The sequence below is a fragment of the Kitasatospora sp. NPDC057595 genome, from assembly GCF_042800875.1.
GTDB lineage: Bacteria > Actinomycetota > Actinomycetes > Streptomycetales > Streptomycetaceae > Kitasatospora.
The window spans coordinates 67,411-92,855 of sequence record NZ_JBHVGL010000004.1 but is presented as its reverse complement, the minus strand read 5'-3'; the positions used below and the strand labels follow the sequence as shown (position 1 = coordinate 92,855).

The following is a 25,445-nucleotide window of genomic DNA, read 5'->3' as shown; positions in this document are numbered from 1 at the left end:
CTTCCGCCGGGTTCCCCGGTTCCGTAGGGTTTGCCCGGGACGGCTCGGCAACGGGGAGGGCGCGTGGACATCCTGAGCGAGGCACTGAGCTCGATGCGTACGGGGCAGCCCACCTCCGTGCGCACCGAGGGGCGGGCACCGTGGGGGCTTCGGCTGCCCCCGGTCGTCGGCGCCGGGTTCCACGTGGTGCTGTACGGAACGTGCTGGCTGGTGCCGCTGGAGGAGGAGGCCGCGCCGGTCGCGCTCAGCCCGGGGGACGTGGTGTTCCTGCGCGACGGCCGCGGCCACATCCTCACCGACCGGCCCGGCACCCCCATCACCCCCGAGCAGGCCTCGGACTACCGGCCGTCCCTGCCGATCGGCACCGTGTCGATCGGCGGGGACGGGCCGCGCACCAGCCTGCTGTGCGGCAACTACCACCTCGACCAGGCCCGCCCGCACCCGCTGGTGCGCCAACTGCCGGCGATCGTCCACCTGCAGACCCGGCACGGCCGGCACCCGGAGCTGAGCGCGGCCGTCCAATTGCTCGGCGCCGAGCTGGAGAACCCGCGGATCGGGTCGACCGGCATCGTCCCGGCGCTGATCGACTCGCTGCTGCTGTACATCCTGCGGGCGTGGTTCGAGGAGCAGCCGCCCGCCACCGCGGCCGGCTGGGCGGCGGCGCTCGGCGACTCTGCGGTGGCTCCGGCGCTCACCGCGATCCACGAGGCGCCGTCCACGGCGTGGACGGTGGAGTCGCTCGCCGCCCGGGCCGGGCTCTCCCGGGCGGCGTTCGCCCGACGGTTCACCACTCTGGTCGGCGAGCCGCCGATGGCGTACCTGACCCGCTGGCGGATGACCACGGCGGCCCGGCTGCTGCGCGAGTCGGAGGCTCCGCTCACCACCGTCGCCGCACGGACCGGCTACGGCTCGGAGTACGCCTTCGCCAAGGCGTTCAAGCGGGAGTTCGGCCTCGCCCCCGGCGGCTACCGCCGCGAGTCCCGGGCCGCCTGAGCACCCGCCGCGTCCGCACGTGCTCCGGCGCGGCCGCCGCTACCCCTTGGCGACCGCCTCGCGGACCGCCGGGGCGATCTCGTTCGCCCAGCGGCCGAGGGTCAGCGGGTCCGGCGAGCCGTGGTCGGCGGCGAAGAGGGTGAAGCCGGACGCCCCGTGCTCCAGCACCGCGCCGGTCAGCTCGGCCACCCACTGCTCCACCGAGCCGCCGAGCCAGGTCCGTTCGCCGTTCCGGGTCGCCGCCAGCGGGCGCTCGGTGATCCGGCCCGGGAGGTTGTAGACGGTGCGGATCTCGCGCGGGTCGCGCCCGACGGCGGCGGCCGCCTCGTCGACGACCGGCCGCGAGGTGCGGTAGCGCTCGCTGAGCCAGTCTGCGGCGTGACCGGGGATCCAGCCGTCGGCGACCCGGCCGGTGACGGCCAGCGACTTGCGGCCGTTGGAGCCCGTCCACACCGGCGGCGCGGCCACCGGCGCGGGCTCGATCCGCCGCACGCGGTAGTGCCGGCCCTCGTGCGTGACCGGCTCGCCGCCGCCCGACAGTCGTTTGACCAGCAGGATCGCCTCCTCGAAGGCCTCCACCGCCTCGCCCGGGGTGAGCCGCTCCACCCCCAGGTCGGCGATCCGGTCCCAGAGTCCGCCGGCGCCCATGCCCAGCACCACCCGCCCGCCGGAGAGCGCGGACAGCGAGGTGACCGCCCGGGCCAGCAGCGGCGCGGGCCGGCTCGGCAGGTTGGTGACGTTGGCGAAGCCGCTGATCCGCTCGGTGCGCCCGAGCAGGAACCCGAGCGCGGCGTAGGCGTCCACCCGCCCGCCGAGGTAGGGGTGGTCGGACAGCGAGAAGTGGTCCAGCCCGTCCCGGTCGGCCTGCTGGACGACGCTCAGCAGCCGGCCGGTGTCGGCGATGTCACCCGGCGCGCCGAATCCGAAGACGACGCTCTTGCTACGACTCATGTTCTCTTGCCCCCAAAGCAGAAAAGAGTTGCAGTTCGCATCACGAACCTATTAGTTCGTTGCGCGAACTGCAACCCCTGTCGATCGGGATCAGCCCGGCTCCCCGAAGACCGGCGGCGCCTCGTTGTCCAGCACGACCCGCCCGAGCAGCCCGGCCAGCATCTCCCGCTCCGCCGCGGAGAGCCCGGCCGGCAGCCCGTCGACCCGCCGACAGGTCTCGGCGTGGAACCGCTCCGCCAGCGCCGCCCCCTCCGCCGTCAGCGCGACCCGCACCGCCCGCGCGTCCGCCTCGCAACTCTCCCGCCGCACCAGCCCGTTGCGCTCACTGCGGTCCACCAGCCCGGTCAGGCTCGACTTGGCCAGCCGCAGCAGCCCCCCGAGCTCCCCCATCACGTACGACCGCCCCATCAGCACGCACAGCAACTGCCCCTGCTGCGGAGTCAGCCCGTACTCACGCGCCGACTCGGCGTACACCGCGTCCACCAGGAACGCCGCCCGCACCATCGCCCCGACAACCCCGATTCCGCCACCCTCGCTCTTGTCCACCAGCCCAGCCTAACAGTCGTAATTCGTGACACGAACTACTGATTCGACGATCGGCGCCAGGTGAGAGGATGGCCCCATGGCCGGATTCCAGATCCCCGAACGGCATGCGCAGTTGCTGGCCTACGCCCAGAGCCTCACCCCGCCGTCAGGTTGGAAGATCGAGGTGTCGGGTGACGAGATCATCATGATGGCCGGCCCATCGGTGAGCCACCAGCGCAATCTGATGATCGTCCGAGAGCAGTTCGATGCCCACCGCCCGGCCGACCTGATGCCCAGCGAGAACACCGACCTCATCTCTCCGACCACCGGCAAGCTCCGCAACCCGGACCTGACCTACATCCCGCTCGACACCGTCGAGCTCGGCGGCAACCAGGTGCCCGCCGAGCTGGCCGCGATCGCGGTCGAGATCGTCTCCCCCTCCAACCCGGAGAACGAGCTGGTCGGCAAGGTCCGCGACTACCCGCAGATGGCGATCCCGCTCTACCTGGTGATCGACCCGCGCGAGGGCACGCTCACCCTCCACTCCGAACCCGGCGGCGGCACCTACCACCAGCGGTGGACCGGGAAGTTCGGGGACGGCGTGCCGATCCCGGAGCCGTTCGCCTTCGAGCTCGCCACCGACGAACTGGTCCGGTACCCCCGCTAGGGCTTCTCGGCCACGGCGGCCCAGATGGCGACCTGGGAGTCGGTCGGCTGCTCGGGGGCGTCGGGGCGCCAGAGGGGGGCGGTGACCAGGCCGGGGTCGGTGAGGTCGAGGCTTTCGAAGAAGCGCAGCACCTGCTCGCGGGTGCGCATGGTCAGCTGGGCGGAGGCGTTGCGGTAGACGGCGGGGCCTCGGCCGGCGTCGGCGGTCGGGGTGAAGTCCAGGGTGCCGTGCGAGAGGACGAGGCGGCTGCCGGACGGCAGGGCGTCCACCAGGGTGCGCACGATGCCGTACGGGTCGTCCTGCTCGTCGATGAAGTGCAGGACGGCGACGAGCAGCAGCGCCACCGGCTCACCGGAGTCCAGCGCCCGCCGGACCTCGGGGAGGGCCAGGATCGCGGCCGGGTCGCGCAGGTCGGCCTGGACCACCGAGGTGCTCTCCGGGGTGGTGCCGCTCAGCAGGGCGCGGCCGTGCACCAGCACGATCGGGTCGTTGTCGAGGTAGACCACCCGGGCGTCCGGCCGCACCTGCTGGGCGACCTCGTGGGTGTTCCCGGCGCTGGGGATGCCGGTGCCGATGTCGACGAAGTGCCGGATGCCCTCGCCGGCGAGGTGACGCACCGCGCGGCCGAGGAAGGCCCGGTTGGCCAGCGCGCTGATCCGCACCATCGGGCTGATGCCGAGCACCCGCTCCGCGGCCTCGCGGTCGGCCGGGAAGTTGTCCTTGCCGCCGATGTAGTAGTCGTACATCCGGGCGGGGTGCGGTATCTCGGGGCGCAGGTCGGCGGGCGGCCGTACCTCGTCGCCCTCGTCACCGATGAGCCACTCCCGGCCGATCTCCTGAAACTCGGTCACCCCTGCCACCCCTTAGGTCCGTTCCGATCACACACGGTCGAACTCAGTCCCCACTGGTCACCATGCGATCCGACAGGCGCAGCATAGGGCAGCCCCGGCCGGCAAGCGGAACCCGGCCGTCCCTGCCGAAGCGGAGGGACGGCCGGACCCCGGGTCAGAACGGGAAGCGGCTGCGCCCGTGCTGGATCGAGATCCACTTCACGGTGGTGAACGCGTCGACCGTGGACTCGCCGTTCAGCCGGCCCACGCCCGAGCTCTTCTCGCCGCCGAAGGGCACCACCGGCTCGTCCGCGATGGTCCCGTCGTTGACGTGGATCATGCCGGTCTCGATCCGCTGCGCGACCCGCACACCGCGCTCCACGTCGGCCGTGTGCACCGCGCCGCTGAGGCCGAACGGCGTGTCGTTGGCGATCCGCACCGCCTCGTCCTCGCCGTCGAACGGCACGACCAGCACGACCGGCCCGAACAGCTCGCGCCGCAGGATCGGCGCGTCGGCCGGCAGGTCGCCGAGCACCACGGGCTCCATCAGGCTGCCGGTGGTGGTGCCGCGCAGCAGCGCGGTGGCACCGGCGGCGACCGCCTGGTCGACCTGCGCGGTGAGGGCGTCGGCCTGGACGGGGTTGATCAGCGGGCCGATGTGGGTGGCCGGGTCCCGGGGGTCGCCGACCTTGAGGGTGGCGACCTTGGCGACGAACTTGCGGGTGAACTCCTCGGCCACGGTGCGGTCGACCAGCACGCGGTTGGCGGCCATGCAGACCTGCCCCTGGTGCACGAAGCGGCTGAACACGGCCGCGTCCACCGCGTAGTCGACGTCGGCGTCGTCCAGCACGATCAGCGCGCTGTTGCCGCCCAGTTCCAGGACGGTCCGCTTGAAGTGCGAGGCGGCGACGGTGGCGACGTGCCGGCCGACCTTGTCGGAGCCGGTGAAGGAGATCACCTTGGGGATCGGGTGCTCGATGAACGCGTCGCCGATCTCGGCGATGTCGGTGATCACGACGTTCAGCAGGCCGGCCGGCAGGCCCGCCTCCTCGAAGATCTTGGCGATCAGGGTGCCGCCGACCACCGGGGTCTCCTGGTGCGGCTTGAGCACCACGCCGTTGCCGAGCGCCAGCGCCGGGGCGACCGCCTTCATCGACAGGAACAGCGGGAAGTTGAACGGGCTGATCACCCCGACGACGCCGACCGGCAGCCGGTAGAGCCGGTTCTCCTTGCCGTCCACCGGGGAGGGCAGCAGCCGCCCCTCGGCGCGCAGCGACAGCTGCATCGCCTCGCGCAGCATGTCCTTGGTGAGGGAGAGTTCGAACCAGGCCTTGACGGCGGTGCCGCCGAGCTCGGCCATGATGTCCCGGGTGATCTCCTGCTCGCGGTCCTCCAGGATCCGCAGCGCGCGCTCGAAGACCAGCCGGCGGGCGTAGGGGTTGGTGGCCGCCCACTCCTTCTGCGCCAGCGCCGCGGCCCGGTAGGCCTGGTCGACCTCCTCGACGGTGGCGACGGTGATGGCGGCGATCTTCTCACCGGTGAAGGGGTCGACGTCGACGATGTCCCAGGAGCCGCTGCCCTCGCGCCACTCACCGTCGATGAACTGCAGCGCCAACTCGGAAAGGTACGACATCTGATCCCTCTCATGCCTACGGGAACGCACGAACATCGTTCGCGGTCGTTCGCGATCAGATCTGATCGGGGCTCATCGTACTTATCCGTCAGAGCTCTTGGCGTACCGAGCGAAGAAGTTCTCGTGTCCGCTCGGGAGAGAGACTGTCCGCCACCAGACCGTCCATCGCCCCCGCGTACTCGGCGACCTCCGCCGGCTTGTCCAGGTACAGCGCGGTGGTGAACTGCTCCAGGTACACGATGTCCGGCAGCTCCTGCTCGTCGAAGGCCAGCACCGAGAACGCCCCGCCCTCCGCGCGCAGCCCGCCGAAGCCCAGCGGCATCACCTGGAACTCGACGTTCGGCAGTTCGGTCAGCTCCAGCAGCCGGTCGACCTGCGCCCGCATCAGCTCCGGCCCGCCCCAGGGCCGGCGCAGCACGGCCTCGTCCAGCACCGCGACCAGCCGCGGCGCCCGCTCGGCGCTCAGCACCTCCTGGCGCTTGAGCCGCACCTCCACCCGCCGCTCGATCTCGGCGGGCTCGGTGACGTGCCCGCCGTGGGTGATCACGGCCCGGGCGTAGTCGGCGGTCTGCAGCAGCCCGTGGACGAACTGCACCTCGTAGCTGCGGATCTCGGTGGCGGCCTCCTCCAGGCCCAGGTAGTTCTGGAACCAGCCCGGCAGGACGTCTCCGTACCCGTGCCACCAGGACGTCGCGTTGGCCGCCCGCACCAGCCCCAGCACCGAGGCCCGCTCCGGCTCCGCGTCGACCCCGTACAGCGTCAGCAGGTCGGCGACGTCGCGCTCCTTGAAGCCGACCCGGCCGAGTTCCATCCGGCTGATCTTCGACTCGGAGGCCCGGATCGAGTACCCGGCCTCCTCCCGGCTGACGCCCCGGGCCTCCCGGAGCCTTCGCAGCTGCGACCCCAGCAGCAGACGCCGCACGGTGGCACCACCACCCGCCTGAGTCGCACCCATCGCCTCAACCCTCCACACCTCGGCAGCCCCCCGGCCGTCGGCCGCAGTCTTCCATCAGGGACCGACAAACAACAGTCCTCGGAACACCCTCGACGGAGCCGTCGGCCGCCGCCGTGACCGCCCGGACGCCCGCCGTCCGGATACGCGCGGTAGCCGACTCGTAGCTCCCCGGAACGCACTCTAGTCCCCCGCCGTCGCCATGCACATCCCCAGCCCCCCGGTGTGCCCGTGGGAGCCGCAACTCGGCCGGAACCGACAACCGTTGACGCAACCCGGGCACGCCTCCGGGCGTCCCCGACAATGTGCTGAGACGACTTCGCACCGCCGCCGTGGTCCTGCTCGCCGTGCTCCTCCTCCCCGGTGACTCCTCCACCGCCCCCGCCGACGTCCTGGTCCCCGCCGGCAGGGCCCTGGAGATGGCCCGTCAGGTGGCCGAGGCCTGGCCCGGCTCCGAGACCGAGCGGATCTGGCGCACCGGCTACTACCCGAGCCTGGAGGCGGAATACTGGCTGCCGAGGGACTTCTCCGACGACGGCACCTTCGCGGCCTTCCTCGGCGACCGGATCGATCTCGCGGCCGGGTTCCCGCCATCCCGCGGCACCGGGACGGTCTCCTTCCCGGACGGGACGTCCACAGCTCTGCCGCTGACCGACCCGCGCGTCGCCTACGAGAACCTCGTCCGCTACCGCGACGACCCCTGCACCAGAGAGCCCTGCAACACCGTGCTCACCGTCACCGAGGTCCGGCCCGCGACCCGGCCCCAGCGCACCAGCCGCGGAACGGCGACGGTCCCGGTCTGGGAGTTCCGGTTCGCCGGCCTCGACGAGCCCTACGCCGTCGCCGCCGTGGAGTCCCAGGCACCGCCGGGCCCCCATACCCGGGAGGACGACACCCTCCCCGCCTGGGTCACCGACACCGACTACGCGCATCGTGAGGGCGAACGGCGGCTGGAGGCCTCGGTGCACCTGCGGCGCTGCGCCCGTCTCCTTCCGGGCGAGGTGTACGAGACCGCCGACGTCCTGGTGCTGGTCGGCCGCGTCGACCGGCCGGCCGACTGCGAACCCCCGGGGTTCCTGGAGGACGTCCGGTTCCGCTCGGCCCGTCCCGTGGGCGACCGCGTGGTCCTCAATCTCGCCGGCCGCCCCATCCTCTTCCCCGAGGACTGACCCGCCCCCGGGAACGCGAAAGGCGCCTGCCCCCAAACTGGTCGGGGATGTGGGCAGGCGCCAGGGACCGCGGTGGCCCGGCGACGCTGACGGGGTGCGGCTCGGTACGACCCGGCAGTGCGGTGCCGGGCTACCTGGACCGGATCAGACCACCAGCGGGCGGTCCGTCGGCCGGATCGGGGCGGGCAGCGGGGTCTTGCCGCCCAGGTAGGTGTCGACCGCCGCGGCGGCCGAACGGCCCTCCGCGATGGCCCAGACGATCAGGGACTGGCCTCGTCCCGCGTCACCGCAGACGTAGACGCCATCGACATTGGTGGCGAAGCGGCCGTCCCGGGCCACATTACCGCGTGCGTCGAGGTCCACGCCCAGCTGCTCGACCAGACCGTTCTTCACGTCCGTCCCGGTGAAGCCCATCGCCAGGGTGACCAGCTGCGCCGGGACGGCCCGCTCGGTGCCCGGCACCTGCTCGAACCTCCCGTCCTTGAACTCCACCTCGACCAGGTGCAGCTGCTGGACGTTGCCCTCCTCGTCGCCGCTGAAGTGGGTGGTGGAGACGGAGTAGATCCGCTCGCCGCCCTCCTCGTGCGCCGAGGTGACCTTGTAGGTCATCGGCATGGTCGGCCACGGCTGGTTGGCCGGCCGGTCCTCGCCGGGCCGCGGCATGATCTCCAGCTGGGTGACGGAGGCCGCCCCCTGCCGGTGCGCGGTGCCGACGCAGTCCGCGCCGGTGTCGCCGCCGCCGATCACCACGACGTGCTTGCCCTTGGCGCTGATCGGCGACTCCACGAAGTCGCCCTCCTGCACCTTGTTGGCCAGCGGCAGGTACTCCATGGCCTGGTGGACGCCCTTGAGCTCGCGCCCGGGCACCGGCAGGTCGCGGGCGGTGGTGGCGCCGGCGGCGACGACCACCGCGTCGAAGCGCTCGCGCAGCTGCTGCCCGGTGACGTCCTCGCCGACGTGCACGCCGGTGCGGAACCGGGTGCCCTCCGCGCGCATCTGCTCGATGCGGCGGTTGATGTGGCGCTTCTCCATCTTGAACTCGGGGATGCCGTACCGCAGCAGGCCGCCGATCCGGTCGGCCCGCTCGTACACCACCACGGTGTGCCCGGCCCGGGTGAGCTGCTGGGCGGCGGCCAGGCCGGCCGGCCCGGAGCCGACCACGGCGACCGTCTTGCCGGACAGCCGCTCCGGCACCTGCGGGGTGACCCCGCCGCGGTCCCAGGCCTTGTCGATGATGGTGACCTCGACGTTCTTGATGGTCACCGCGTCCTGGTTGATGCCGAGCACGCAGGCCGACTCGCAGGGCGCCGGGCAGAGCCGCCCGGTGAACTCCGGGAAGTTGTTGGTCGCGTGCAGCCGCTCGATCGCGCCCTTCCAGTCGTCCCGGTAGGCGAGGTCGTTCCACTCGGGGACGAGGTTCCCGAGCGGGCAGCCGTTGTGGCAGAACGGGATGCCGCAGTCCATGCAGCGCCCGGCCTGCTTGGTGATGATCGGGAGCAGGCTGCGCTCGACGTAGACCTCGTTCCAGTCGCGCAGGCGCACGTCCACCGGACGCCGCTCGGCCAGCTGCTTGGGCGTGGTCAGGAAGCCCTTGGGGTCAGCCACGTGCCGCCTCCATCATCTTGCGAGTGGTCTCGGCCTCGGAGAGGCCATCGCGCTCAGCGGCGTCCTTGGCGGCGAGCACTGCCTTGTAGTCGGTCGGCATGATCGTGGAGAAGCGGGAGACCCCGCTGCCCCAGTCCGCCAGGAGCTCGGCCGCCACGGTGGAGCCGGTCTCCTCGTAGTGCTGCTGCACGGTCTCGCGCAGCCATTCGCGGGCGGCGGCGTCGGGGGCCTCGATGCCCACCATGCCGCTGTTGACGTTCGCCGGGCGCAGGTCCAGCACGTAGGCGATGCCGCCGGACATGCCGGCCGCCAGGTTGCGCCCGGTCTCGCCGAGGACGACGACCCGGCCGCCGGTCATGTACTCCAGGCCGTGGTCACCGACGCCCTCGACCACCAGGGTGGCCCCGGAGTTGCGGACCGCGAACCGCTCGCCGGCCTTGCCGCGCAGGTGGATCCGGCCGTCGGTGGCGCCGTAGCCGATGGTGTTGCCGGCGATGACGTGGTTCTGCGCGTCGTTGCCGATCGCCGCCGCGTCACGGGCCGGGCGGACCACGATCACGCCGCCGGACAGGCCCTTGCCGACGTAGTCGTTGGCGTCGCCCTCCAGGCGCAGCGTGATGCCGCGCGGCACGAAGGCGCCGAAGGACTGGCCGGCCGAGCCGGTGAAGGTGACGTCGATGGTCCCCTCCGGCAGGCCCTCGCCGCGGTACCGCTTGGTCACCTGGTGGCCGAGCATGGTGCCGACGGTCCGGTTGACGTTGCGGATCGGCAGCTGGATGCGGACGGCGTCGCCGTTCTCCAGGGCGTCCTGGGCCAGGTCGATCAGCTGGTTGTCCAGGGCCTTGTCCAGCGCGTGGTCCTGCGTGGTGGTGCGGTGCAGAGCCGCGCCCTCGGGCAGCTCGGGCACGTGGAACAGCGGGGCGAGGTCGAGCCCGGCGGCCTTCCAGTGGTCGACCGCGGCCTCGGCGTCGATGTGCTCGGCGTGGCCGACGGCCTCCTCGATCGAGCGGAAGCCCAGCGAGGCCAGGATCTCCCGGACCTCCTCGGCGATGAACTCGAAGAAGTTGACCACGAACTCGGGCTTGCCGGAGAACCGCTCGCGCAGCACCGGGTTCTGGGTGGCGACGCCGACCGGGCAGGTGTCCAGGTGGCAGACGCGCATCATGATGCAGCCGGAGACCACCAGCGGGGCGGTCGCGAAGCCGAACTCCTCGGCGCCCAGCAGGGCGGCGATGACGACGTCGCGGCCGGTCTTCAGCTGGCCGTCGGTCTGCACCACGATCCGGTCGCGCAGGCCGTTGAGCAGCAGGGTCTGCTGGGTCTCGGCGAGGCCGAGCTCCCAGGGGCCGCCCGCGTGCTTGAGCGAGGTGAGCGGCGAGGCGCCGGTGCCGCCGTCGTGGCCGGAGACCAGCACGACGTCCGCGTGCGCCTTGGAGACGCCGGCCGCGACCGTGCCGACGCCGACCTCGGAGACCAGCTTCACGTGGATGCGGGCCTCGGGGTTGGCGTTCTTGAGGTCGTGGATCAGCTGCGCCAGGTCCTCGATCGAGTAGATGTCGTGGTGCGGCGGCGGCGAGATCAGACCGACACCCGGGGTGGAGTGCCGGGTCCTGGCGACCCACGGGTACACCTTGTGGCCGGGCAGCTGGCCGCCCTCGCCGGGCTTGGCGCCCTGGGCCATCTTGATCTGGATGTCGTCGGCGTTGACCAGGTACTCGGAGGTGACGCCGAACCGGCCGGAGGCGACCTGCTTGATCGCCGAGCGGCGCTCCGGGTCGTACAGGCGGTCCGGGTCCTCGCCGCCCTCACCGGTGTTGGACTTGCCGCCGAGGCGGTTCATCGCGATCGCCAGGGTCTCGTGCGCCTCCAGCGAGATCGAGCCGTACGACATGGCGCCGGTGGAGAAGCGCTTGACGATCTCGGAGACCGGCTCGACCTCCTCGACGGGCACCGGGGTGCGGCCGAGCGCGTCGAGCTTGAACAGGCCGCGCAGCGTCATCAGCCGCTCGGACTGCTCGTTCACCCGGTCCGTGTACTGCTTGAAGACGTCGTAGCGGCGGTTGCGGGTGGAGTGCTGCAGCCGGAAGACGGTGTCCGGGTCGAACAGGTGCGGCTCGCCCTCGCGGCGCCACTGGTACTCGCCGCCGATCTCCAGCGCGCGGTGCGCGGCCGGGATGCCGGAGGCCGGGTAGGCCTTGGCGTGCCGGGCGGCGGTCTCCTTCGCGATCTCGTCCAGGCCGATGCCGCCGAGCTTGGTGGTGGTGCCGGCGAAGTAGGCGTCCACCAGCTCCCGGGAGAGGCCGATGGCCTCGAAGACCTGCGCGCCGCGGTAGGAGGCGACGGTGGAGATGCCCATCTTGGACATCACCTTGAGCACGCCCTTGCCGAGCGCCTTGATCAGGTTCTTGATCGCCTTCTCGGGCTCGATCGCGGTCAGGAAGGTGCCCTGGGCGACGAGGTCCTCGACCGACTCCATGGCCAGGTACGGGTTGACCGCGCCGGCGCCGTAGCCGATCAGCAGCGCGACGTGGTGCACCTCGCGGACGTCACCGGCCTCGACCAGCAGCGACACCCGGGTGCGCTGCTTGGTGCGGATGAGGTGGTGGTGGATCGCCGAGGTGAGCAGCAGCGAGGGGATCGGGGCGTGCTCGGCGTCCGAGTGCCGGTCGGAGAGCACGATGATCCGGGTGCCGTCGGCGATCGCCGCGTCGGCCTCGGCGGCGATCGCGGCGAGCCGGGCGGCCAGCGCCTCGCCGCCGCCGGCGACCTTGTACAGGCCGGACAGCGTGACGGCCTTGAGCCCGGGCTGGTCGCCGTCCGCGTTGACGTGGACCAGCTTGGCCAGCTCGTCGTTGTCGATCACCGGGAAGGTGATGCCGACGGAGCGGCAGGCGGCGGCCTCGGCGGCCAGCAGGTTGCCCTCGGGGCCGAGGTTGGACAGCAGCGAGGTGACCAGTTCCTCGCGGATCGCGTCCAGCGGCGGGTTGGTGACCTGCGCGAACAGCTGCACGAAGTAGTCGAACAGCAGTCGCGGCTTCTCGCTCAGCGCGGCGATCGGCGAGTCGGTGCCCATCGAGCCGAGTGCCTCGGCGCCGGTCTTGGCCATCGGCGCCAGGATGACCCGCAGCTCCTCCTCGGTGTAACCGAAGGTCTGCTGGCGGCGGGTGACCGAGGCGTGGGTGTGCGCGATGTGCTCGCGCTCGGGGAGCTTGGCGAGCTGGATCTGCCCGGCCTCCACCCACTCCTCGTAGGGGTGCTCGGCGGCCAGCGCCGACTTGATCTCCTCGTCCTCGACGATGCGGTGCTCCGCGGTGTCGACGAGGAACATCCGGCCGGGCTGCAGCCGGCCCTTCTTGACCACCCGGGTCTGCTCGATGTCGAGCACGCCGACCTCGGAGGAGAGGACGACCAGGCCGTCCTCGGTGATCCAGTAGCGGGCCGGGCGCAGGCCGTTGCGGTCCAGCACGGCGCCGATCTGGATGCCGTCGGTGAAGGTGACGCAGGCCGGGCCGTCCCAGGGCTCCATCAGGTTGGAGTGGTACCGGTAGAACGCGCGGCGGGCCGGGTCCATCGTGGCGTGGTTCTCCCACGCCTCCGGGATCATCATCAGCACGGCGTGCGGCAGCGAGCGGCCGCCGAGGTGGAGCAGCTCCAGGACCTCGTCGAAGGAGGCCGAGTCGGAGTGGTCCGGGGTGCAGATCGGGAAGATCCGCTCCAGCCCCTGCCCGTTGCGGTTGGCGGGGATGAGGTCGGTGGCGAGCTGGGACTCCCGGGCGGTCATCCAGTTCCGGTTGCCCTTGACCGTGTTGATCTCGCCGTTGTGCGCGACGAACCGGTACGGGTGGGCGAGCGGCCAGCTCGGGAAGGTGTTGGTGGAGAAGCGCGAGTGCACCAGGCCGAGCGCGGAGGCGTAGAGCCGGTCCGACAGGTCGGGGAAGAAGGGCTCCAGCTGGCCGGTGGTCAGCATGCCCTTGTAGACGATGGTGCGCGCGGAGAGCGAGGGGAAATAGACCCCGGCCTCGCGCTCGGAGCGCTTGCGGACCACGAAGGCGACCCGGTCCAGCGCCAGGCCGGTCTTGCCCTCGCCGGCCAGGAAGAGCTGGCGGAAGCGCGGCATGACACCGCGGGCGGTGGCGCCCAGCAGGTCGGGGGTGACCGGGACGTCGCGCCAGCCGAGGACGGTCAGGCCCTCCTCGTCCGCGATCGCCTCGATCCGGGCGACGGCGGCGGCGTCCTCGTCGTCGGCGTCGGGCAGGAAGGCGATGCCCACCGCGTAGCCGCCGGCCGCCGGGAGCTCGAAGGCCACGTTGGCGCGCAGGAAGGCGTCCGGGATCTGGGTGAGGATGCCCGCGCCGTCACCGGAGTCCGGCTCGGCGCCGGTGGCGCCGCGGTGCTCCAGGTTGCGCAGGACGGTCAGCGCCTGCTCGACGACGGTGTGGTCGGCGGTGCCGGTCAGCGTGGCGACGAATCCGACGCCACAGGCGTCGTGCTCGTTTCGCGGGTCGTACAGGCCCTGAGCAGCAGGTCGCGCATCCGGAACGAGCGCGTACGGCGGGCGGGCGGCGCCGGCCTGGGGCTCGTTGGCGGAGTGCATGGATGCAGACAGCATCGGCTCTCCCGTCGTCGTCTTTCGAAACTGGTGCAGTAGGGACGACGCTGGCCCTGATGCGATTGAGGCACGCACGTTACATGATGCCGAAGACCCCGGGAAGCGGAAAAAAGCGTCCACATCGCGGACGGACCCGCAGGTCACGGGGGTGATGAGGGAACGTGCCACACCGCACGTCCCGACGATTGTGCCCGGCGCTCCAGGGGCTGAAACAGGGGCCGGATCCCCCGGCCATCGGAGTCGATCAATGCGGCCTGCGATTCCAGCCCGGAAATCGATCCGCGGATGCGATTCCTCGGCGAATGGGCCCATATGGCGAGACAAGGCCAGGTCCAGCCGGGCGGCCATGTGTGCAAGCTCACCCGTTCGGGCGCATAACAATGCAACGGCACAGTGCCCGGCCGACCCGGCCCGCCAGTCCCTCCGGCCCCTCGGTCGCTCGCCCCATCGACCCGTCCGGCGTCAGCCGACCTGCCCGCCGATCAGCACGCCCAGCAGGTAGGTCACCGCTGCCGCGACACCGCCCAGCGCCAGCTGCCGCAGGCCGCTGTACCACCAGCTGCGCGCGGTCACCCGGGCCACCACCGCACCGCAGACGAACAGCCCGGCCGCCGCGACCAGCAGCGCCGGCAGCAGCGAGGTCGCACCCAGCAGGTACGGCAGCAGCGGCAGCAACGCGCCCACCGCGAAGCAGACGAAGGAGGACCCGGCCGCCACCCACGGCGAGGGCAGGTCGTTGGGGTCGATGCCGAGCTCCTCACGGGCGTGGATCTCCAGCGTCTGCTCCGGGTCGGCGGACAGCTGCCGCGCCACCTCGTGGGCCAGCTCGGGATCCACCCCGCGCTCGACGTACAGCTGGGCCAGCTCGGCCAGCTCGCCGTGCGGGTTGCGGCGCAGCTCCAGCCGCTCGGCCTCGATCTCGGCCTGCACCAGCTCCCGCTGGGAGGCCACCGAGGTGTACTCGCCCGCCGCCATCGAGCAGGCGCCGGCCGCCAGCCCGGCGAGGCCGGTGAGCACCACGGTGCTGGTGGAGACGGCGCCGCCGACGACGCCGGTCATCAGCGCGAAGTTGGAGACCAGGCCGTCCATCGCACCGAACACCGCCGGCCGCAGCCAGCCGCCGTTGACGTCCCGGTGGTGCCCCGCGGCGGGTATCCGGGGCTGGTGCCCGGCCTCGTGTTCCAGGGCGGTCGCAGTCACGGCCGTTCCCCTCCGTCCATTGGTCAGATCGCCTTACTGACTGACCGTAACCCTCTTGAGCTGGGCACTTCCAGCAAAGTTAGGCTGTCCGAACATGGCTTCGGCCGCCTCCGCACGGGGTGCGGAGGCGGCCGGGAGCAGGGGTCGGCGCAGGTCAGGCCGGGTTCTTGGCGCCCTTCTCCAGCTTGTCGCGCTTGGCGCCGGACTCCGCGGCGCCGGCGGCGGGCTCCGCGTCCCGCTCGGCCTTCGGCAGGTCACCCGGCTCGTCGGACGGCGCGTCGGCGGGCTCCCCGACCCGTGCCTCGGCGCTCGCCATCGGATCGATGCTCGCCGGGTCCTCCCGGCCGGGCCGCTTCTTCCCGACGATCACGAAGTACGCGACGGCCCCGAGGAAGACGAGGATCGCCACCCAGTCGTTCAGCCGCAGGCCCAGGATGTGGTGCGCCTCGTCGACCCGCAGCCACTCGGTCCAGAACCGGCCCGCCGTGTACCCGGCCACGTACAGCGCGAAGGCCCGCCCGTGGCCCAGGGTGAACCGCTTGTCCGCCCAGATCACCAGCAGCGCGACACCCACGCACCAGAGCGACTCGTAGAGGAAGGTCGGGTGGTGGATCGTGGTGACGACCTCGCCGTTGGGCAGCGTCTTGGTGATCTCCAGGCCCCACGGCAGGGTGGTCTCCCGGCCGTACAGCTCCTGGTTGAACCAGTTGCCCCAGCGGCCGAGCGCCTGGGCGAGCACGATGCCCGGCGCGATGGCGTCCGCGTACGCGGGCAGCGGGACGCCGCGGCGGCGGGCGCCGATCCAGGCGCCGACCGCGCCCAGCGCGATCGCGCCCCAGATGCCGAGGCCGCCCTCCCAGATCTTCAGGGCGTTCCAGGGGTTCTTCCCCTCGCCGAAGTAGAGCTGGTTGTCGGTGATCACGTGGTACAGCCGGCCGCCGACCAGGCCGAACGGCACGGCCCAGACGGCGATGTCACCCACGGTGTGCCGGCCACCGCCCCGGGCGACCCAGCGCTTGCTGCCGAGCCAGACGGCGACGACGACACCGAGGATGATGCAGAAGGCGTAGGCGCGCAGCGGGATCGGTCCGAGGTACAGGACACCCCGCGACGGGCTGGGAATGTAGGCGATATCCATGGCAGCTCCGACGCTACAGGGTCGACGGCCCGTCCAGGACACCCCGGCGGTCACAGTCGGGCACAGATCGGGGCGCGGGCCCGGAGCACGGCCCGCCGTCGCCCCCTCCGGACGGGGAGGGGGCGGCGGCCACCCCGCAGCGTACGCGCCCGCTCAGCCGGCGTTCGGCGAGGGGTTGTTGGCCTCCGAGGTGGTGCTGGTGGGCGCCGGGGACTGGCCGTGGGTGCCGGGGGTGCCCAGCTGCTTGCCCTGGTTGGCCGCGTCCACCCACTTCACCAGGTTGGCCGGGGTGATCTCCTCGTTGTTGAACTTCGGGTAGATCGGCTGCCCGTTGAGCAGCACGGTCGGCGTGGACTTGAAGCTGGACTTGTCGAAGTCCTGCTGCACGGCGGACACCCATCCGCTGTACTTCAGGTCGTTGACGCAGGCCTCGAAGGTCGGCGTGACCAGGCCGTCGACCTGCTTGGCGAGGTTGATCAGGGTGGCCTTGTTCCCGAAGGCGTCGTTGGTCTCGTCCGGCTGGTTGCGGTACAGCACGTCGTGGTAGTCGCGGAAGTGCCCGGCGTCCTGGGCGCAGCCGAGCGCGTTGGCCGCGTACTTGGAGCCCTTGCCCGGCACGGCCCGGTCGATGAACGAGACGATGTGGTAATTGGTGAAGATCTTGCCCGCGTCCTCCAGCTGGCTGACGGTGGACGAGAACTCCCGCTCGAAGATGCCGCAGGCGGGGCAGCGCGGGTCCTCGTAGACGGTGAGGACGGACGGCGCGTTGTCCGAGCCCACCGGGACGACCAGGTTCTTGTCCCCGATGGTGCCGGCCGGGACGGCGGTGGGGGTCTCCGGGGTGGAGCGCTGGTCCTGCACCACCACGCCGGTGACCACCGCGGCGGCGATCACCGCGAGCGCCACACCGCCGATGATCAGCTTCTTCCTCCGCCGGCCGCGGGCCTCGTCCTCGGCCCGCTCCGCCAGCATCCGCTCACGGGCGGTGCGCTTGCCTTCTCGGTTCTTCTCGCTCATCAGCCTTGGAATTCCAGGTTCGGGGGGTGGGGGTGCGGTGGGTGGGACCGGGACGGCGGAGCCGGCACTCAGCCGGCCAGCCAGCCGTCCACGGAGAACTTCGTACGGGGCCGCCAGACCAGCCAGCCGGCCAGCAGCAGGAACCCGGTGTCGCGCAGGATCTCCTGCAGGTACTCGGTCTGCGAGGCGTCGACCGCCCCGCCGCCGCCGAAGCAGCCGCAGTCGATCGAGATGCCGCGCGCCCACGCGGAGGTGATCCCGCCGATGAAGGCGAGCAGCAGCACCGCCGAGACGGCCGCGACCAGGCGCGTGCCCAGGCCGATCACCAGCAGCAGGGCGAGCGCCAGCTCCAGGAAGGGCAGCCCGTGGCCCACCGGTTTGACCAGGGACTCGGGCAGGATCTCGTACGCGCGCACCGCCTGGGCGGCCTCCGCCGGGTCGGCGATCTTCGCCAGCCCGGCCCAGCCCCAGACCACGGCCAGGCCGAGCCGGGCGGCCGTGCCGATCCACTCAGTCGCCGGCCCGGCCATCCGGACAACCCCCTCGGGAAACACCGTCACGCCCCTATGAACCGCTCGTGGGGACGCCGGGTTCCTCCTGATTTCCGAGTTAAGCCAAAAGAGTGAAGGTTAAGACACTCTGAGGGCATTTCACCCTAACGGGTGGTCGGGGCCGCAGCCGGGCGGCCACCCCAGGTCGCGGCGGACGGCGGCGGAGCGGTCCGGGGCGGCGAACTCCGGCCGGCCCCGGGCGGCCGAGCGGCCGGCCCGGGCCACCGCCTCCAGCCGGACCGCCTCCGCGCACACCTGGGCGTCCCGCTCGGCCCGCTCCACCCCCCGCCTGGCCAGCGCCGGCCCGACCGCGCTCTGCGCCCCGAGCGCGGCGCCGAGCGCCAGCGCGGCCGCGGCCGCCCGCAGCAGCACGGCTCGCTGAAGACCGGGCATCGGCCGACCCCTTCCGCTCGCTCGCCCCCGGGCACCGGGCACGTGGCAGGTGCACTCGTCCCTCCACTCAACGCGGCCCAACCACCGCTGGTGCGCGTGCCCGCCACTGTTCACCCGTTCGGGTCGGCGGGTTGACCGGACGGGCGTCGAACGGGTCCGGGAACGACGGCGGCCCGCCACCCCCGGCAAAGGGGTGACGGGCCGCCGGACGAGCCGTGGCGGGCGGTCCTACCGCCGGCGCACGCCCTGCGCCAGCTCACCGGCCAGCGAACGCACCGCCGCCAGCGCGGCCTCCTCGTCCCCGTCGGCGTCCAGGATCCGCTGCACGAACGCCGAGCCGACGATCACGCCGTCCGCGAACCCGGCCACCTGCGCGGCCTGCTCACGGGTCGACACCCCGAGGCCGACGCAGACCGGCAGCTCGGTGGTGGCCCTGGTCCGGGCGACCAGGTCCTCGGCGAGGTCGCCGACCTGCGCCCGGCTGCCGGTCACGCCCATCACCGCGGCCGCGTACACGAAGCCGCTGCCGGCCGCCGTGACCTCGGCCAGCCGCTTGTCCTTGCTGCTCGGCGCGACCACGAACACGGTGTCCAGACCGTGCTCCCCGGCCGCCTTGCGCCACTCCTCGGACTCCTCCACCGGCAGGTCCGGCAGGATGCAGCCCGCCCCGCCGGCCGCGGCCAGGTCGGCGGCGAACCGCGCGACGCCGTACCGGTCCACCGGGTTCCAGTAGGTCATCACCAGCACCGCCGCGGCGGGGTGCGCGGCGGCGACCTCCTGGACGGTGCGCAGCACGTCCTTGATCCGCACGCCGGCCCGCAGCGCGATGTCGTCGGCGGTCTGGATGGTCGGGCCGTCCAGCACCGGGTCGGAGTGCGGCAGGCCGACCTCGACGATGTCGCAGCCGCCCTCGATCAGCGCGTTGACCGCCCGCACGCCGCCGTCCACGGACGGGAAGCCGGCCGGCAGGTAGCCGATCAGCGCGGCGCGGTCCTCCGCCTCGGCGGCGGCCAGGATGCCACTGAGCTTCGAAGCCATGGTCACTTACCCCCGTGGGCGGAGCCGGCGCCCGGCTCGTCGTAGAGGCCGAAGTACTCGGCGGCGGTGTGCATGTCCTTGTCGCCGCGCCCGGAGAGCGAGACCAGGATGGTGGCCTCGGGCCCGAGCTCGCGGCCCAGCTCCAGGGCGCCGGCCAGCGCGTGCGCGCTCTCGATGGCCGGGATGATGCCCTCGGTGCGGGACAGCAGCCGCAGCGCCTGCATGGCGGCGTCGTCGGTGACCGGGCGGTACTCGGCCCGGCCGGTGTCCTTCAGCCAGGCGTGCTCCGGGCCGACGCCCGGGTAGTCCAGGCCCGCCGAGATCGAGTGCGACTCGATGGTCTGGCCGTCCTCGTCCTGCAGGACGTAGGTGCGCGAGCCGTGCAGCACGCCCGGGTCGCCCTTGGTGAGGGTGGCCGCGTGCCGCGGGGTCTCGGCGCCCTCGCCGGCCGCCTCGCAGCCGATCAGCCGCACCCCGGCGTCCGGGATGAACTCGTGGAAGATGCCCATCGCGTTGGAGCCGCCGCCGACGCAGGCGACCACGGCGTCGGGCAGCCGCCCGGTGCGCTCCAGCACCTGCTCGCGCGCCTCCACGCCGATGACCCGGTGGAAGTCGCGGACCATCATCGGGAAGGGGTGCGGGCCGGCCACGGTGCCGAACAGGTAGTGGGTGGAGTCCACGTTGGCGACCCAGTCGCGGAACGCCTCGTTGATGGCGTCCTTGAGCGTGCGGCTGCCGGACTTCACGGCGATGACCTCGGCGCCGAGCATCCGCATCCGGGCGACGTTCAGCGCCTGGCGCTGGGTGTCGACCTCGCCCATGTAGATGGTGCAGTCGAAGCCGAACAGGGCGCAGGCGGTGGCGGTGGCCACGCCGTGCTGGCCGGCGCCGGTCTCGGCGATGATCCGGGTCTTGCCCATCCGCTTGGTGAGCAGGGCCTGGCCCAGCACGTTGTTGATCTTGTGCGAGCCGGTGTGGTTGAGGTCCTCGCGCTTGAGCAGGATGCGCGCGCCGCCCGCCTCGGCGGAGAACCGGTGCACGTCGGTCAGCGGACTGGGGCGGCCGGTGTAGTCCTTGAGCAGCGCGTCGAGCTCGGCGGTGAAGGCCGGGTCGGCCTTGGCCTTCTCGTACTCCTCGGCGACCTGCTCCACGGCGGCGACCAGCGCCTCCGGGATGAAGCGGCCGCCGTACGCGCCGAAGTAGCCGCGCGCGTCCGGCACCTCGGCGCCGGGCAGGTAGTCCTTGTCGGACCGTTCGGACATGGTGAAGTCCCTCGGGAAGATGACGACGGTTGACGGTGACGTCTGTCGGCTGCGCTCAGCCGGACGTCTCGCGCCATCGCCGCCCCGGCACCTGCCCGGGTTCGCAGCCGATGACGTACCGCACCCGCCGCCCCAGCACCCGGCGTGCGGGCGCGCGGCAGCCGCGCGGGCGGCAGCCGGGAGCGAGTCGGGTGGCGATCTTCATGGCGGCGGGATCAGTCCTTGTGCCGGATCGCCGGGTGGGCACCGGCGGCGACCAGGTCGGCCACCGCGGCCCGCGGGTCCTTGCCGGTCACCAGCGACTCGCCGACCAGCACCGCGTCCGCGCCCAGGTTGGCGTAGGAGATCACGTCGAGCGGGCCGCGCACCCCGGACTCGGCGACCTTGACGATGCCGTCCGGGATCGCGTGGACGACGTTGCCGAAGGTGTTGCGGTCCACCTCGAGGGTCTTGAGGTTGCGGGCGTTGACGCCGATGATCCGCGCGCCGGCGTCCACCGCGCGCTTGATCTCCTCCTCGTCGTGCACCTCGACCAGCGGGGTGAGGCCGATCGACTCGGCCCGCTCGATCAGCGACACCAGGGCCGGCTGTTCGAGGGCCGCGACGATCAGCAGCGCGAGGTCCGCGCCGTGCGCCCGGGCCTCCCACAGCTGGTAGGCGGTGACGATGAAGTCCTTGCGGAGCAGCGGGGTGTCCACGGCGGCCCGGACGGCGTCCAGGTCCGCCAGCGACCCGCCGAAGCGGCGCTGTTCGGTCAGCACGCTGATCGCGGCGGCGCCGCCGGCCGCGTAGTCGATCGCCAGCGACGCCGGGTCCGCGATCGCGGCCAGCGCGCCCTTGGACGGGCTGGAGCGCTTGACCTCGCAGATCACCCGGACACCGTCGCCGCGCAGCGCGGCCACGCCGTCCTTGGCGTCCGGGGCCTTGGCGGCGCGCTCCTTGAGCTCGTCCAGCGAGACCCGGGCCTGCCGCTCGGCGAGGTCCTCCAGGACCCCTTCGACGATCGAGTCGAGCACACTCACTCGGGCGCCCCCATCATGTCTGCCAGTCCTGGTCCCGCTGGCGAGGAGCCGGACGGCCTAGCGGACCTCCGGCCCTTCGATGGTATCGGCACGGGGGAGCGCACGGCGCATCCGCCCGGCGCGCGTCTCACGGAACGGACCCCCGGCGACCGCCGCGAACTGCGGCTTCACACCGCCACCACCACCGGAACGGTCAGACCGGGGGCGGTGCCAGGCCCGCGCCGACCGGCAGATTGCGGACCACCGTGAAGACCAGGACGAGCAGCCCCACCAGCACCCAGCGCCGGGCCCCCAGCGCGAGCCCGGGGCCGGGCAGGGCCCGCAGCGCGGCCCAGAGCCAGCGCACCCAGAGCACCCCCAGCACGGCGAACAGCAGCACCGCGACCGCGTTGTCGTGCAGCGCTCCGCTGAGGTCCCCGTGGGTCAGCGCGTGCACGCAGCGCAGCCCGCCGCAGCCGGGGCACCACCAGCCGGTGGCCGCCAGGAAGGGACAGTCGGGGTAGTGCCCGGGGACGTTCGGGTCCACCGTGGCGACGTACCCGGTGGGAATGGCCACGGCGGCCACTGCGGACAGCGGCGGCACCAGCCGGCGCGGCGCGGAGGGCCGGGCGGCGGTGGGGGCGGGGGCGGCGTTCACGCCCATGATTGTGCCCGCCCGGGCGCCCGGGCGGGAGAAGCGAAACGGCGGCCCGCGGGCCGCCGTTCACGCGAGGTGCCGTTCGATCAGGCGGAGGCGGCGGCCAGCGCGGCCTGCTCCTCGGGGGTGTAGACCATGGTGCTGGGCTGCTTGCCCATGCCCGCCATCGACATGGCCTTGCCGACCACGCCGCCGAGCAGGACGACCGCCAGGCCGGCGCAGGTCAGCAGCACCGACGGGAGGATCATCGCAACGCCGGCGATGCCGAAGCCGAGGAACGAGATGGTCACGCCGGTCCAGGCGGCGGGGTTGTGGCCGTGTGCTGCTGCTGCCATCGGATGGTGCTCCTACGCTCTCGGGGCCCGACCGGGCCTGCTCGGCCCCTCACGGGTTGACGTGTCCCACTTGACGTCTCCATTGTGCCGGGCCACACAAGCACGCCCCAAAGGGGGTGCCGGGTCTATCACGTCACAGTCGGGCCCGGCGCGTCGACGCTCGGCGCGCGGCGGTCCGTCCGGTCAGCCCGCCGTCGGGTCCTCGCCCCGGTCCAGCGCCTTCCACAGGTCCGCCGGGCTCTCCGCGGCGGCGGCCCGCCGCTTCGCCGGCGCCGCCTTGCCGGTCGGCGCCTCGTAGCGGCTGCCCATGGCCGGCCAGCCGCGCCCGTACCGGGCGGTCAGCAGCCCGGCCAGCGCCAGCAGCAGCCCGCCCAGCAGGGCCACCCACGGCCAGGCGGTGTGCGAGACCCCGGTCGCGGCCGAGCCGGTCAGCGCCAGCTTGCGGGCCGCCTCCGCGTCCAGCGCGGCGGTGTCCCCGGCGCCCGCCGCCGCGGCGGCCGCCGCGCCCAGCCCGGCCAGCACGGTCAGCGCCCCCACCGCGAGCCGGCCGGCGCCGCGCACCGCGAACACCGCCACCGCCGCCGCCAGCGCCACCAGCGCCAGCCCGGCGGGCAGTTCGGAGATCTTCCCGCCGGTGACGGAGACCTCCAGGGTCCCCGCCGTACCCTCGGCCCAGACCCGGCCGGCGGCGGTCAGGACCAGCACCGCGCCCAGCACGGTGAGCAGCAGCATCACCCCCAGCGTGCGCCGTCCGGCCCGCGCGGCGGGCGCGGGAGCGGCGGCGGGGGCGGGGGGTACGGCGTCGGTAGGGGCTTCAGCGCTCACCGCACCAGTGTCCCCCGCCCTCACCCCGCCACCGCACCCGGGGTGGGCGGCTCGACCGGGAAACCGCCCGTCTCCAGCACCAAGGTGCGCTCCCCCAGCGGCAGGAAGAGATCGTTCCCGAAGGGCACCCGCTCCGCCTCCCGGTACCCGGCGCCGGGCAGCGGGCGGCTGTGCACCGTGCAGACGCCCTCCCGCGGGTCCACCACGACGTACAGCGGGACGCCCGCGGCGGCGTGGAACCGGTGGCGCCCGGCCGGCTCCGGCGCCGGGAGCACGTCCAGCACCACCAGCGCGTCCCCGGCCCGGTAGTGCCCGGCGGGGTCCGGCACCGCCCCCGGGGCGAGCAGCACCAGCGCGGCCGGCTGCCCGTCCAGCCGCACGTCCGCGAGGACGCCGCCGTGGCCGCCCGGCTGCCGCACCAGCTGCTCCCTGGCGGAGGTCACGATCCGCCGCTGCGCCTCCGGCATCCTGCTGTCCCTTCCGCTGCGGCGGCCCCCGCGACCCGCGCGGGGACCGGCGGTCCTACGGCCTACGCAGCGTATTCGCGGTGGCCACCGCGCGCAGGACGGCGGCGGCCTTGTTGCGGCATTCGGTGTCCTCGCCGTGCGGGTCGGAGTCGGCCACCACGCCGGCGCCGGCCTGCACGTACGCGGTGCCGTCGCGCAGCACGGCGGTGCGGATGGCGATCGCGGTGTCGGAGTCCCCGGCGAAGTCCAGGTAGCCGACGCAGCCGCCGTACAGGCCGCGGCGGGTGGGCTCCAGTTCCTCGATGATCCGCATCGCCCGCGGCTTGGGAGCCCCGGAGAGGGTGCCGGCCGGGAAGCACGCGGTCAGCACGTCGAAGGCGGTCCGCCCCTCGGCGACCTTGCCGGTCACCGTGGAGACGATGTGCATGACGTGGCTGTAGCGCTCGATCTGCATGAAGTCGACGACCTCGACGCTGCCCGGCTCGCAGACCCGCCCGAGGTCGTTGCGCCCGAGGTCGACCAGCATCAGGTGCTCGGCCCGCTCCTTGGGGTCGGCGAGCAGCTCGGCGGCCAGCTCGGCGTCCTCGTGCGGGGTGGCGCCGCGGTGCCGGGTGCCGGCGATCGGGTGCAGCATCGCCGCGCCGTCGGTGACCTTGACCAGCGCCTCCGGGCTGGAGCCGACCACGTCGAAGCCGCCCTCGGCGCCGCCGTCCGGGCCGGGGAAGCGGAACAGGTACATGTACGGGCTCGGGTTGGTGGTGCGCAGCACCCGGTAGACGTCGAGCGCGGAGGCCGGGCAGGGCGCCTCGAACCGCTGCGAGGGCACCACCTGGAACGCCTCGCCGGCCCGGATCCGCTCCTTGATCTCCTCCACCGCGGCCCGGTACGGCTCCCCGCCGAACGGCGAGCGGACCTCGCCGGGGCCGCTCGGGGTGAAGGTGGCCAGGCCCGGGTCGACCGGCTTGAGCAGGTCGGCCTCCATCGCGTCGAGCCGGGCGACGGCGTCCGCGTAGGCCTCGTCCACCCCGCTGGCCAGGTCGTTGTGGTTGACCGCGTTGGCGATCAGCAGCACGGTGCCGTCGGCGTGGTCGAGCACGGCGAGGTCGGTGGCGAGCAGCAGGGTCAGCTCGGGCAGCTTCAGGTCGTCCGGGTTGAGGTCGGGCAGCTTCTCCAGCCGGCGGACCACGTCGTAGCCGAGGTAGCCGACCAGGCCGCCGGTGAGCGGGGGCAGGCCGTCGTCGGGGTGGCGCGGGGTGTGCAGGGCCCGCAGCGCGGCGCGCAGCACCTCCAGCGGGTCGCCGTCGGTGGGGATGCCGACCGGCGGGGCGCCGAGCCAGCGGGCGCCGCCGTCCGGGGCCGCGGTCAGGGTGGCGGCGCACCGCACGCCGACGAAGGAGTAGCGCGACCAGCTGCGGCCCTGCTCGGCGGACTCCAGCAGGAAGGTGCCGGGGCGCTCGTCGGCGAGGCTGCGGTAGAGGCCGATCGGGGTGAGGCCGTCCGCGAGGAGCCTGCGGGTGACCGGGATGACCCGGGTGTCGACGGCGAGCTTGCGGAAGGCTTCGAGGTCCATGGCGTGCGGCACCTTACGACGGAGGGGCGGAAGGGGGTGGTCGGCCGGGCGGTCGG

General features: G+C 72.9%; 24 protein-coding genes. 3 read left to right on the top strand and 21 right to left on the bottom strand.

The window, feature by feature from the left end; translation table 11 throughout:
* The first annotated feature begins 63 nt into the window (after positions 1-63).
* Complete coding sequence (locus ACFU9E_RS08745; protein ID WP_380682054.1) at positions 64-993, top strand: AraC family transcriptional regulator; 930 nt, start codon at positions 64-66, stop codon at positions 991-993.
* Positions 994-1,032: 39 nt separating this feature from the next.
* Here the strand turns inward: ACFU9E_RS08745 and ACFU9E_RS08740 are convergent, their stop codons facing one another.
* Entirely contained in the window at positions 1,033-1,944 is a 912-nt protein-coding gene (locus ACFU9E_RS08740) for an LLM class flavin-dependent oxidoreductase (RefSeq protein ID WP_380682053.1), read from the bottom strand.
* A gap of 90 nt (positions 1,945-2,034) precedes the next feature.
* Positions 2,035-2,466, bottom strand: a complete 432-nt coding sequence (locus tag ACFU9E_RS08735; protein WP_380682063.1) for a MarR family winged helix-turn-helix transcriptional regulator — start codon at positions 2,464-2,466, stop codon at positions 2,035-2,037.
* Positions 2,467-2,566: 100 nt separating this feature from the next.
* On the opposite strand from ACFU9E_RS08735, the gene ACFU9E_RS08730 reads away from it, so the two are divergent.
* Positions 2,567-3,136: a Uma2 family endonuclease gene (locus ACFU9E_RS08730; RefSeq protein ID WP_380682052.1), complete on the top strand. Its 570-nt coding sequence runs from the start codon at positions 2,567-2,569 to the stop codon at positions 3,134-3,136.
* Here the strand turns inward: ACFU9E_RS08730 and ACFU9E_RS08725 are convergent.
* The 3 genes from ACFU9E_RS08725 to ACFU9E_RS08715 all read right to left on the bottom strand — a co-directional run bounded on the left by ACFU9E_RS08725 (position 3,133) and on the right by ACFU9E_RS08715 (position 6,554).
* The gene (locus ACFU9E_RS08725) at positions 3,133-3,987 is read right to left on the bottom strand and encodes an SAM-dependent methyltransferase (RefSeq protein WP_380682051.1); all 855 of its coding nucleotides are present in this window, start codon (positions 3,985-3,987) and stop codon (positions 3,133-3,135) included. The genes ACFU9E_RS08730 and ACFU9E_RS08725 overlap by 4 nt on opposite strands.
* A gap of 154 nt (positions 3,988-4,141) precedes the next feature.
* Positions 4,142-5,599 (bottom strand): aldehyde dehydrogenase family protein, encoded by a 1,458-nt coding sequence (locus ACFU9E_RS08720; RefSeq protein ID WP_380682050.1) that lies wholly within the window; start codon positions 5,597-5,599, stop codon positions 4,142-4,144.
* An 88-nt stretch (positions 5,600-5,687) separates the two neighbouring features.
* The gene (locus ACFU9E_RS08715) at positions 5,688-6,554 is read right to left on the bottom strand and encodes a helix-turn-helix transcriptional regulator (protein ID WP_355361593.1); all 867 of its coding nucleotides are present in this window, start codon (positions 6,552-6,554) and stop codon (positions 5,688-5,690) included.
* 302 nt (positions 6,555-6,856) lie between these two features.
* On the opposite strand from ACFU9E_RS08715, the gene ACFU9E_RS08710 reads away from it, so the two are divergent.
* The gene (locus ACFU9E_RS08710) at positions 6,857-7,720 is read left to right on the top strand and encodes a hypothetical protein (protein ID WP_380682049.1); all 864 of its coding nucleotides are present in this window, start codon (positions 6,857-6,859) and stop codon (positions 7,718-7,720) included.
* A gap of 144 nt (positions 7,721-7,864) precedes the next feature.
* On the opposite strand, the gene ACFU9E_RS08705 is transcribed toward ACFU9E_RS08710, so the two are convergent.
* The 16 genes from ACFU9E_RS08705 to ACFU9E_RS08630 form a co-directional block, all read right to left on the bottom strand.
* A complete protein-coding gene (locus ACFU9E_RS08705; RefSeq protein WP_380682048.1) occupies positions 7,865-9,325 on the bottom strand; it encodes a glutamate synthase subunit beta in 1,461 nt (486 codons plus the stop codon).
* Positions 9,318-13,919, bottom strand: coding sequence for a glutamate synthase large subunit (gene gltB / locus ACFU9E_RS08700; RefSeq protein WP_380682062.1), 4,602 nt, complete (start codon positions 13,917-13,919; stop codon positions 9,318-9,320). Before gltB ends, ACFU9E_RS08705 begins: the two co-directional genes overlap by 8 nt.
* Positions 13,920-14,396: 477 nt before the next feature.
* Positions 14,397-15,119 carry a VIT1/CCC1 transporter family protein gene (locus ACFU9E_RS08695; RefSeq protein ID WP_355362093.1) on the bottom strand — a complete coding sequence of 241 codons (723 nt, stop codon included), beginning with the start codon at positions 15,117-15,119 and terminating at the stop codon, positions 14,397-14,399.
* Positions 15,120-15,288: 169 nt separating this feature from the next.
* Entirely contained in the window at positions 15,289-16,272 is a 984-nt protein-coding gene (lgt, locus tag ACFU9E_RS08690) for a prolipoprotein diacylglyceryl transferase (protein ID WP_380684410.1), read from the bottom strand.
* A gap of 153 nt (positions 16,273-16,425) precedes the next feature.
* Positions 16,426-17,289, bottom strand: coding sequence for a DsbA family protein (locus tag ACFU9E_RS08685; RefSeq protein WP_380684409.1), 864 nt, complete (start codon positions 17,287-17,289; stop codon positions 16,426-16,428).
* A 68-nt stretch (positions 17,290-17,357) separates the two neighbouring features.
* On the bottom strand, positions 17,358-17,819 hold the full coding sequence (locus tag ACFU9E_RS08680; RefSeq protein WP_355361603.1) for a MauE/DoxX family redox-associated membrane protein: 462 nt from the start codon (positions 17,817-17,819) through the stop codon (positions 17,358-17,360).
* Between the two features lie 120 nt (positions 17,820-17,939).
* On the bottom strand, positions 17,940-18,233 hold the full coding sequence (locus tag ACFU9E_RS08675) for a hypothetical protein (protein ID WP_380684408.1): 294 nt from the start codon (positions 18,231-18,233) through the stop codon (positions 17,940-17,942).
* Positions 18,234-18,461: 228 nt separating this feature from the next.
* Positions 18,462-19,271, bottom strand: a complete 810-nt coding sequence (trpA, locus tag ACFU9E_RS08670) for a tryptophan synthase subunit alpha (RefSeq protein WP_380684407.1) — start codon at positions 19,269-19,271, stop codon at positions 18,462-18,464.
* Between the two features lie 2 nt (positions 19,272-19,273).
* Positions 19,274-20,533 carry a tryptophan synthase subunit beta gene (gene trpB, locus ACFU9E_RS08665; RefSeq protein WP_380684406.1) on the bottom strand — a complete coding sequence of 420 codons (1,260 nt, stop codon included), beginning with the start codon at positions 20,531-20,533 and terminating at the stop codon, positions 19,274-19,276.
* A 55-nt stretch (positions 20,534-20,588) separates the two neighbouring features.
* Positions 20,589-20,738, bottom strand: a complete 150-nt coding sequence (trpM, locus tag ACFU9E_RS08660) for a tryptophan biosynthesis modulator TrpM (RefSeq protein ID WP_344337432.1) — start codon at positions 20,736-20,738, stop codon at positions 20,589-20,591.
* Between the two features lie 10 nt (positions 20,739-20,748).
* Positions 20,749-21,555, bottom strand: a complete 807-nt coding sequence (trpC, locus tag ACFU9E_RS08655) for an indole-3-glycerol phosphate synthase TrpC (protein ID WP_380684405.1) — start codon at positions 21,553-21,555, stop codon at positions 20,749-20,751.
* A 193-nt stretch (positions 21,556-21,748) separates the two neighbouring features.
* Positions 21,749-22,198, bottom strand: coding sequence for a DUF2752 domain-containing protein (locus ACFU9E_RS08650; RefSeq protein WP_380684404.1), 450 nt, complete (start codon positions 22,196-22,198; stop codon positions 21,749-21,751).
* Positions 22,199-22,278: 80 nt separating this feature from the next.
* Positions 22,279-22,527 (bottom strand): HGxxPAAW family protein, encoded by a 249-nt coding sequence (locus ACFU9E_RS08645; protein WP_355361615.1) that lies wholly within the window; start codon positions 22,525-22,527, stop codon positions 22,279-22,281.
* A 183-nt stretch (positions 22,528-22,710) separates the two neighbouring features.
* Complete coding sequence (locus ACFU9E_RS08640) at positions 22,711-23,352, bottom strand: TIGR02234 family membrane protein (protein WP_380684403.1); 642 nt, start codon at positions 23,350-23,352, stop codon at positions 22,711-22,713.
* A 20-nt stretch (positions 23,353-23,372) separates the two neighbouring features.
* Positions 23,373-23,819 (bottom strand): hypothetical protein, encoded by a 447-nt coding sequence (locus ACFU9E_RS08635; protein WP_380684402.1) that lies wholly within the window; start codon positions 23,817-23,819, stop codon positions 23,373-23,375.
* A 55-nt stretch (positions 23,820-23,874) separates the two neighbouring features.
* Positions 23,875-25,389 (bottom strand): anthranilate synthase component I, encoded by a 1,515-nt coding sequence (locus ACFU9E_RS08630; RefSeq protein ID WP_380684401.1) that lies wholly within the window; start codon positions 25,387-25,389, stop codon positions 23,875-23,877.
* Between the last annotated feature and the right edge of the window lie 56 nt (positions 25,390-25,445).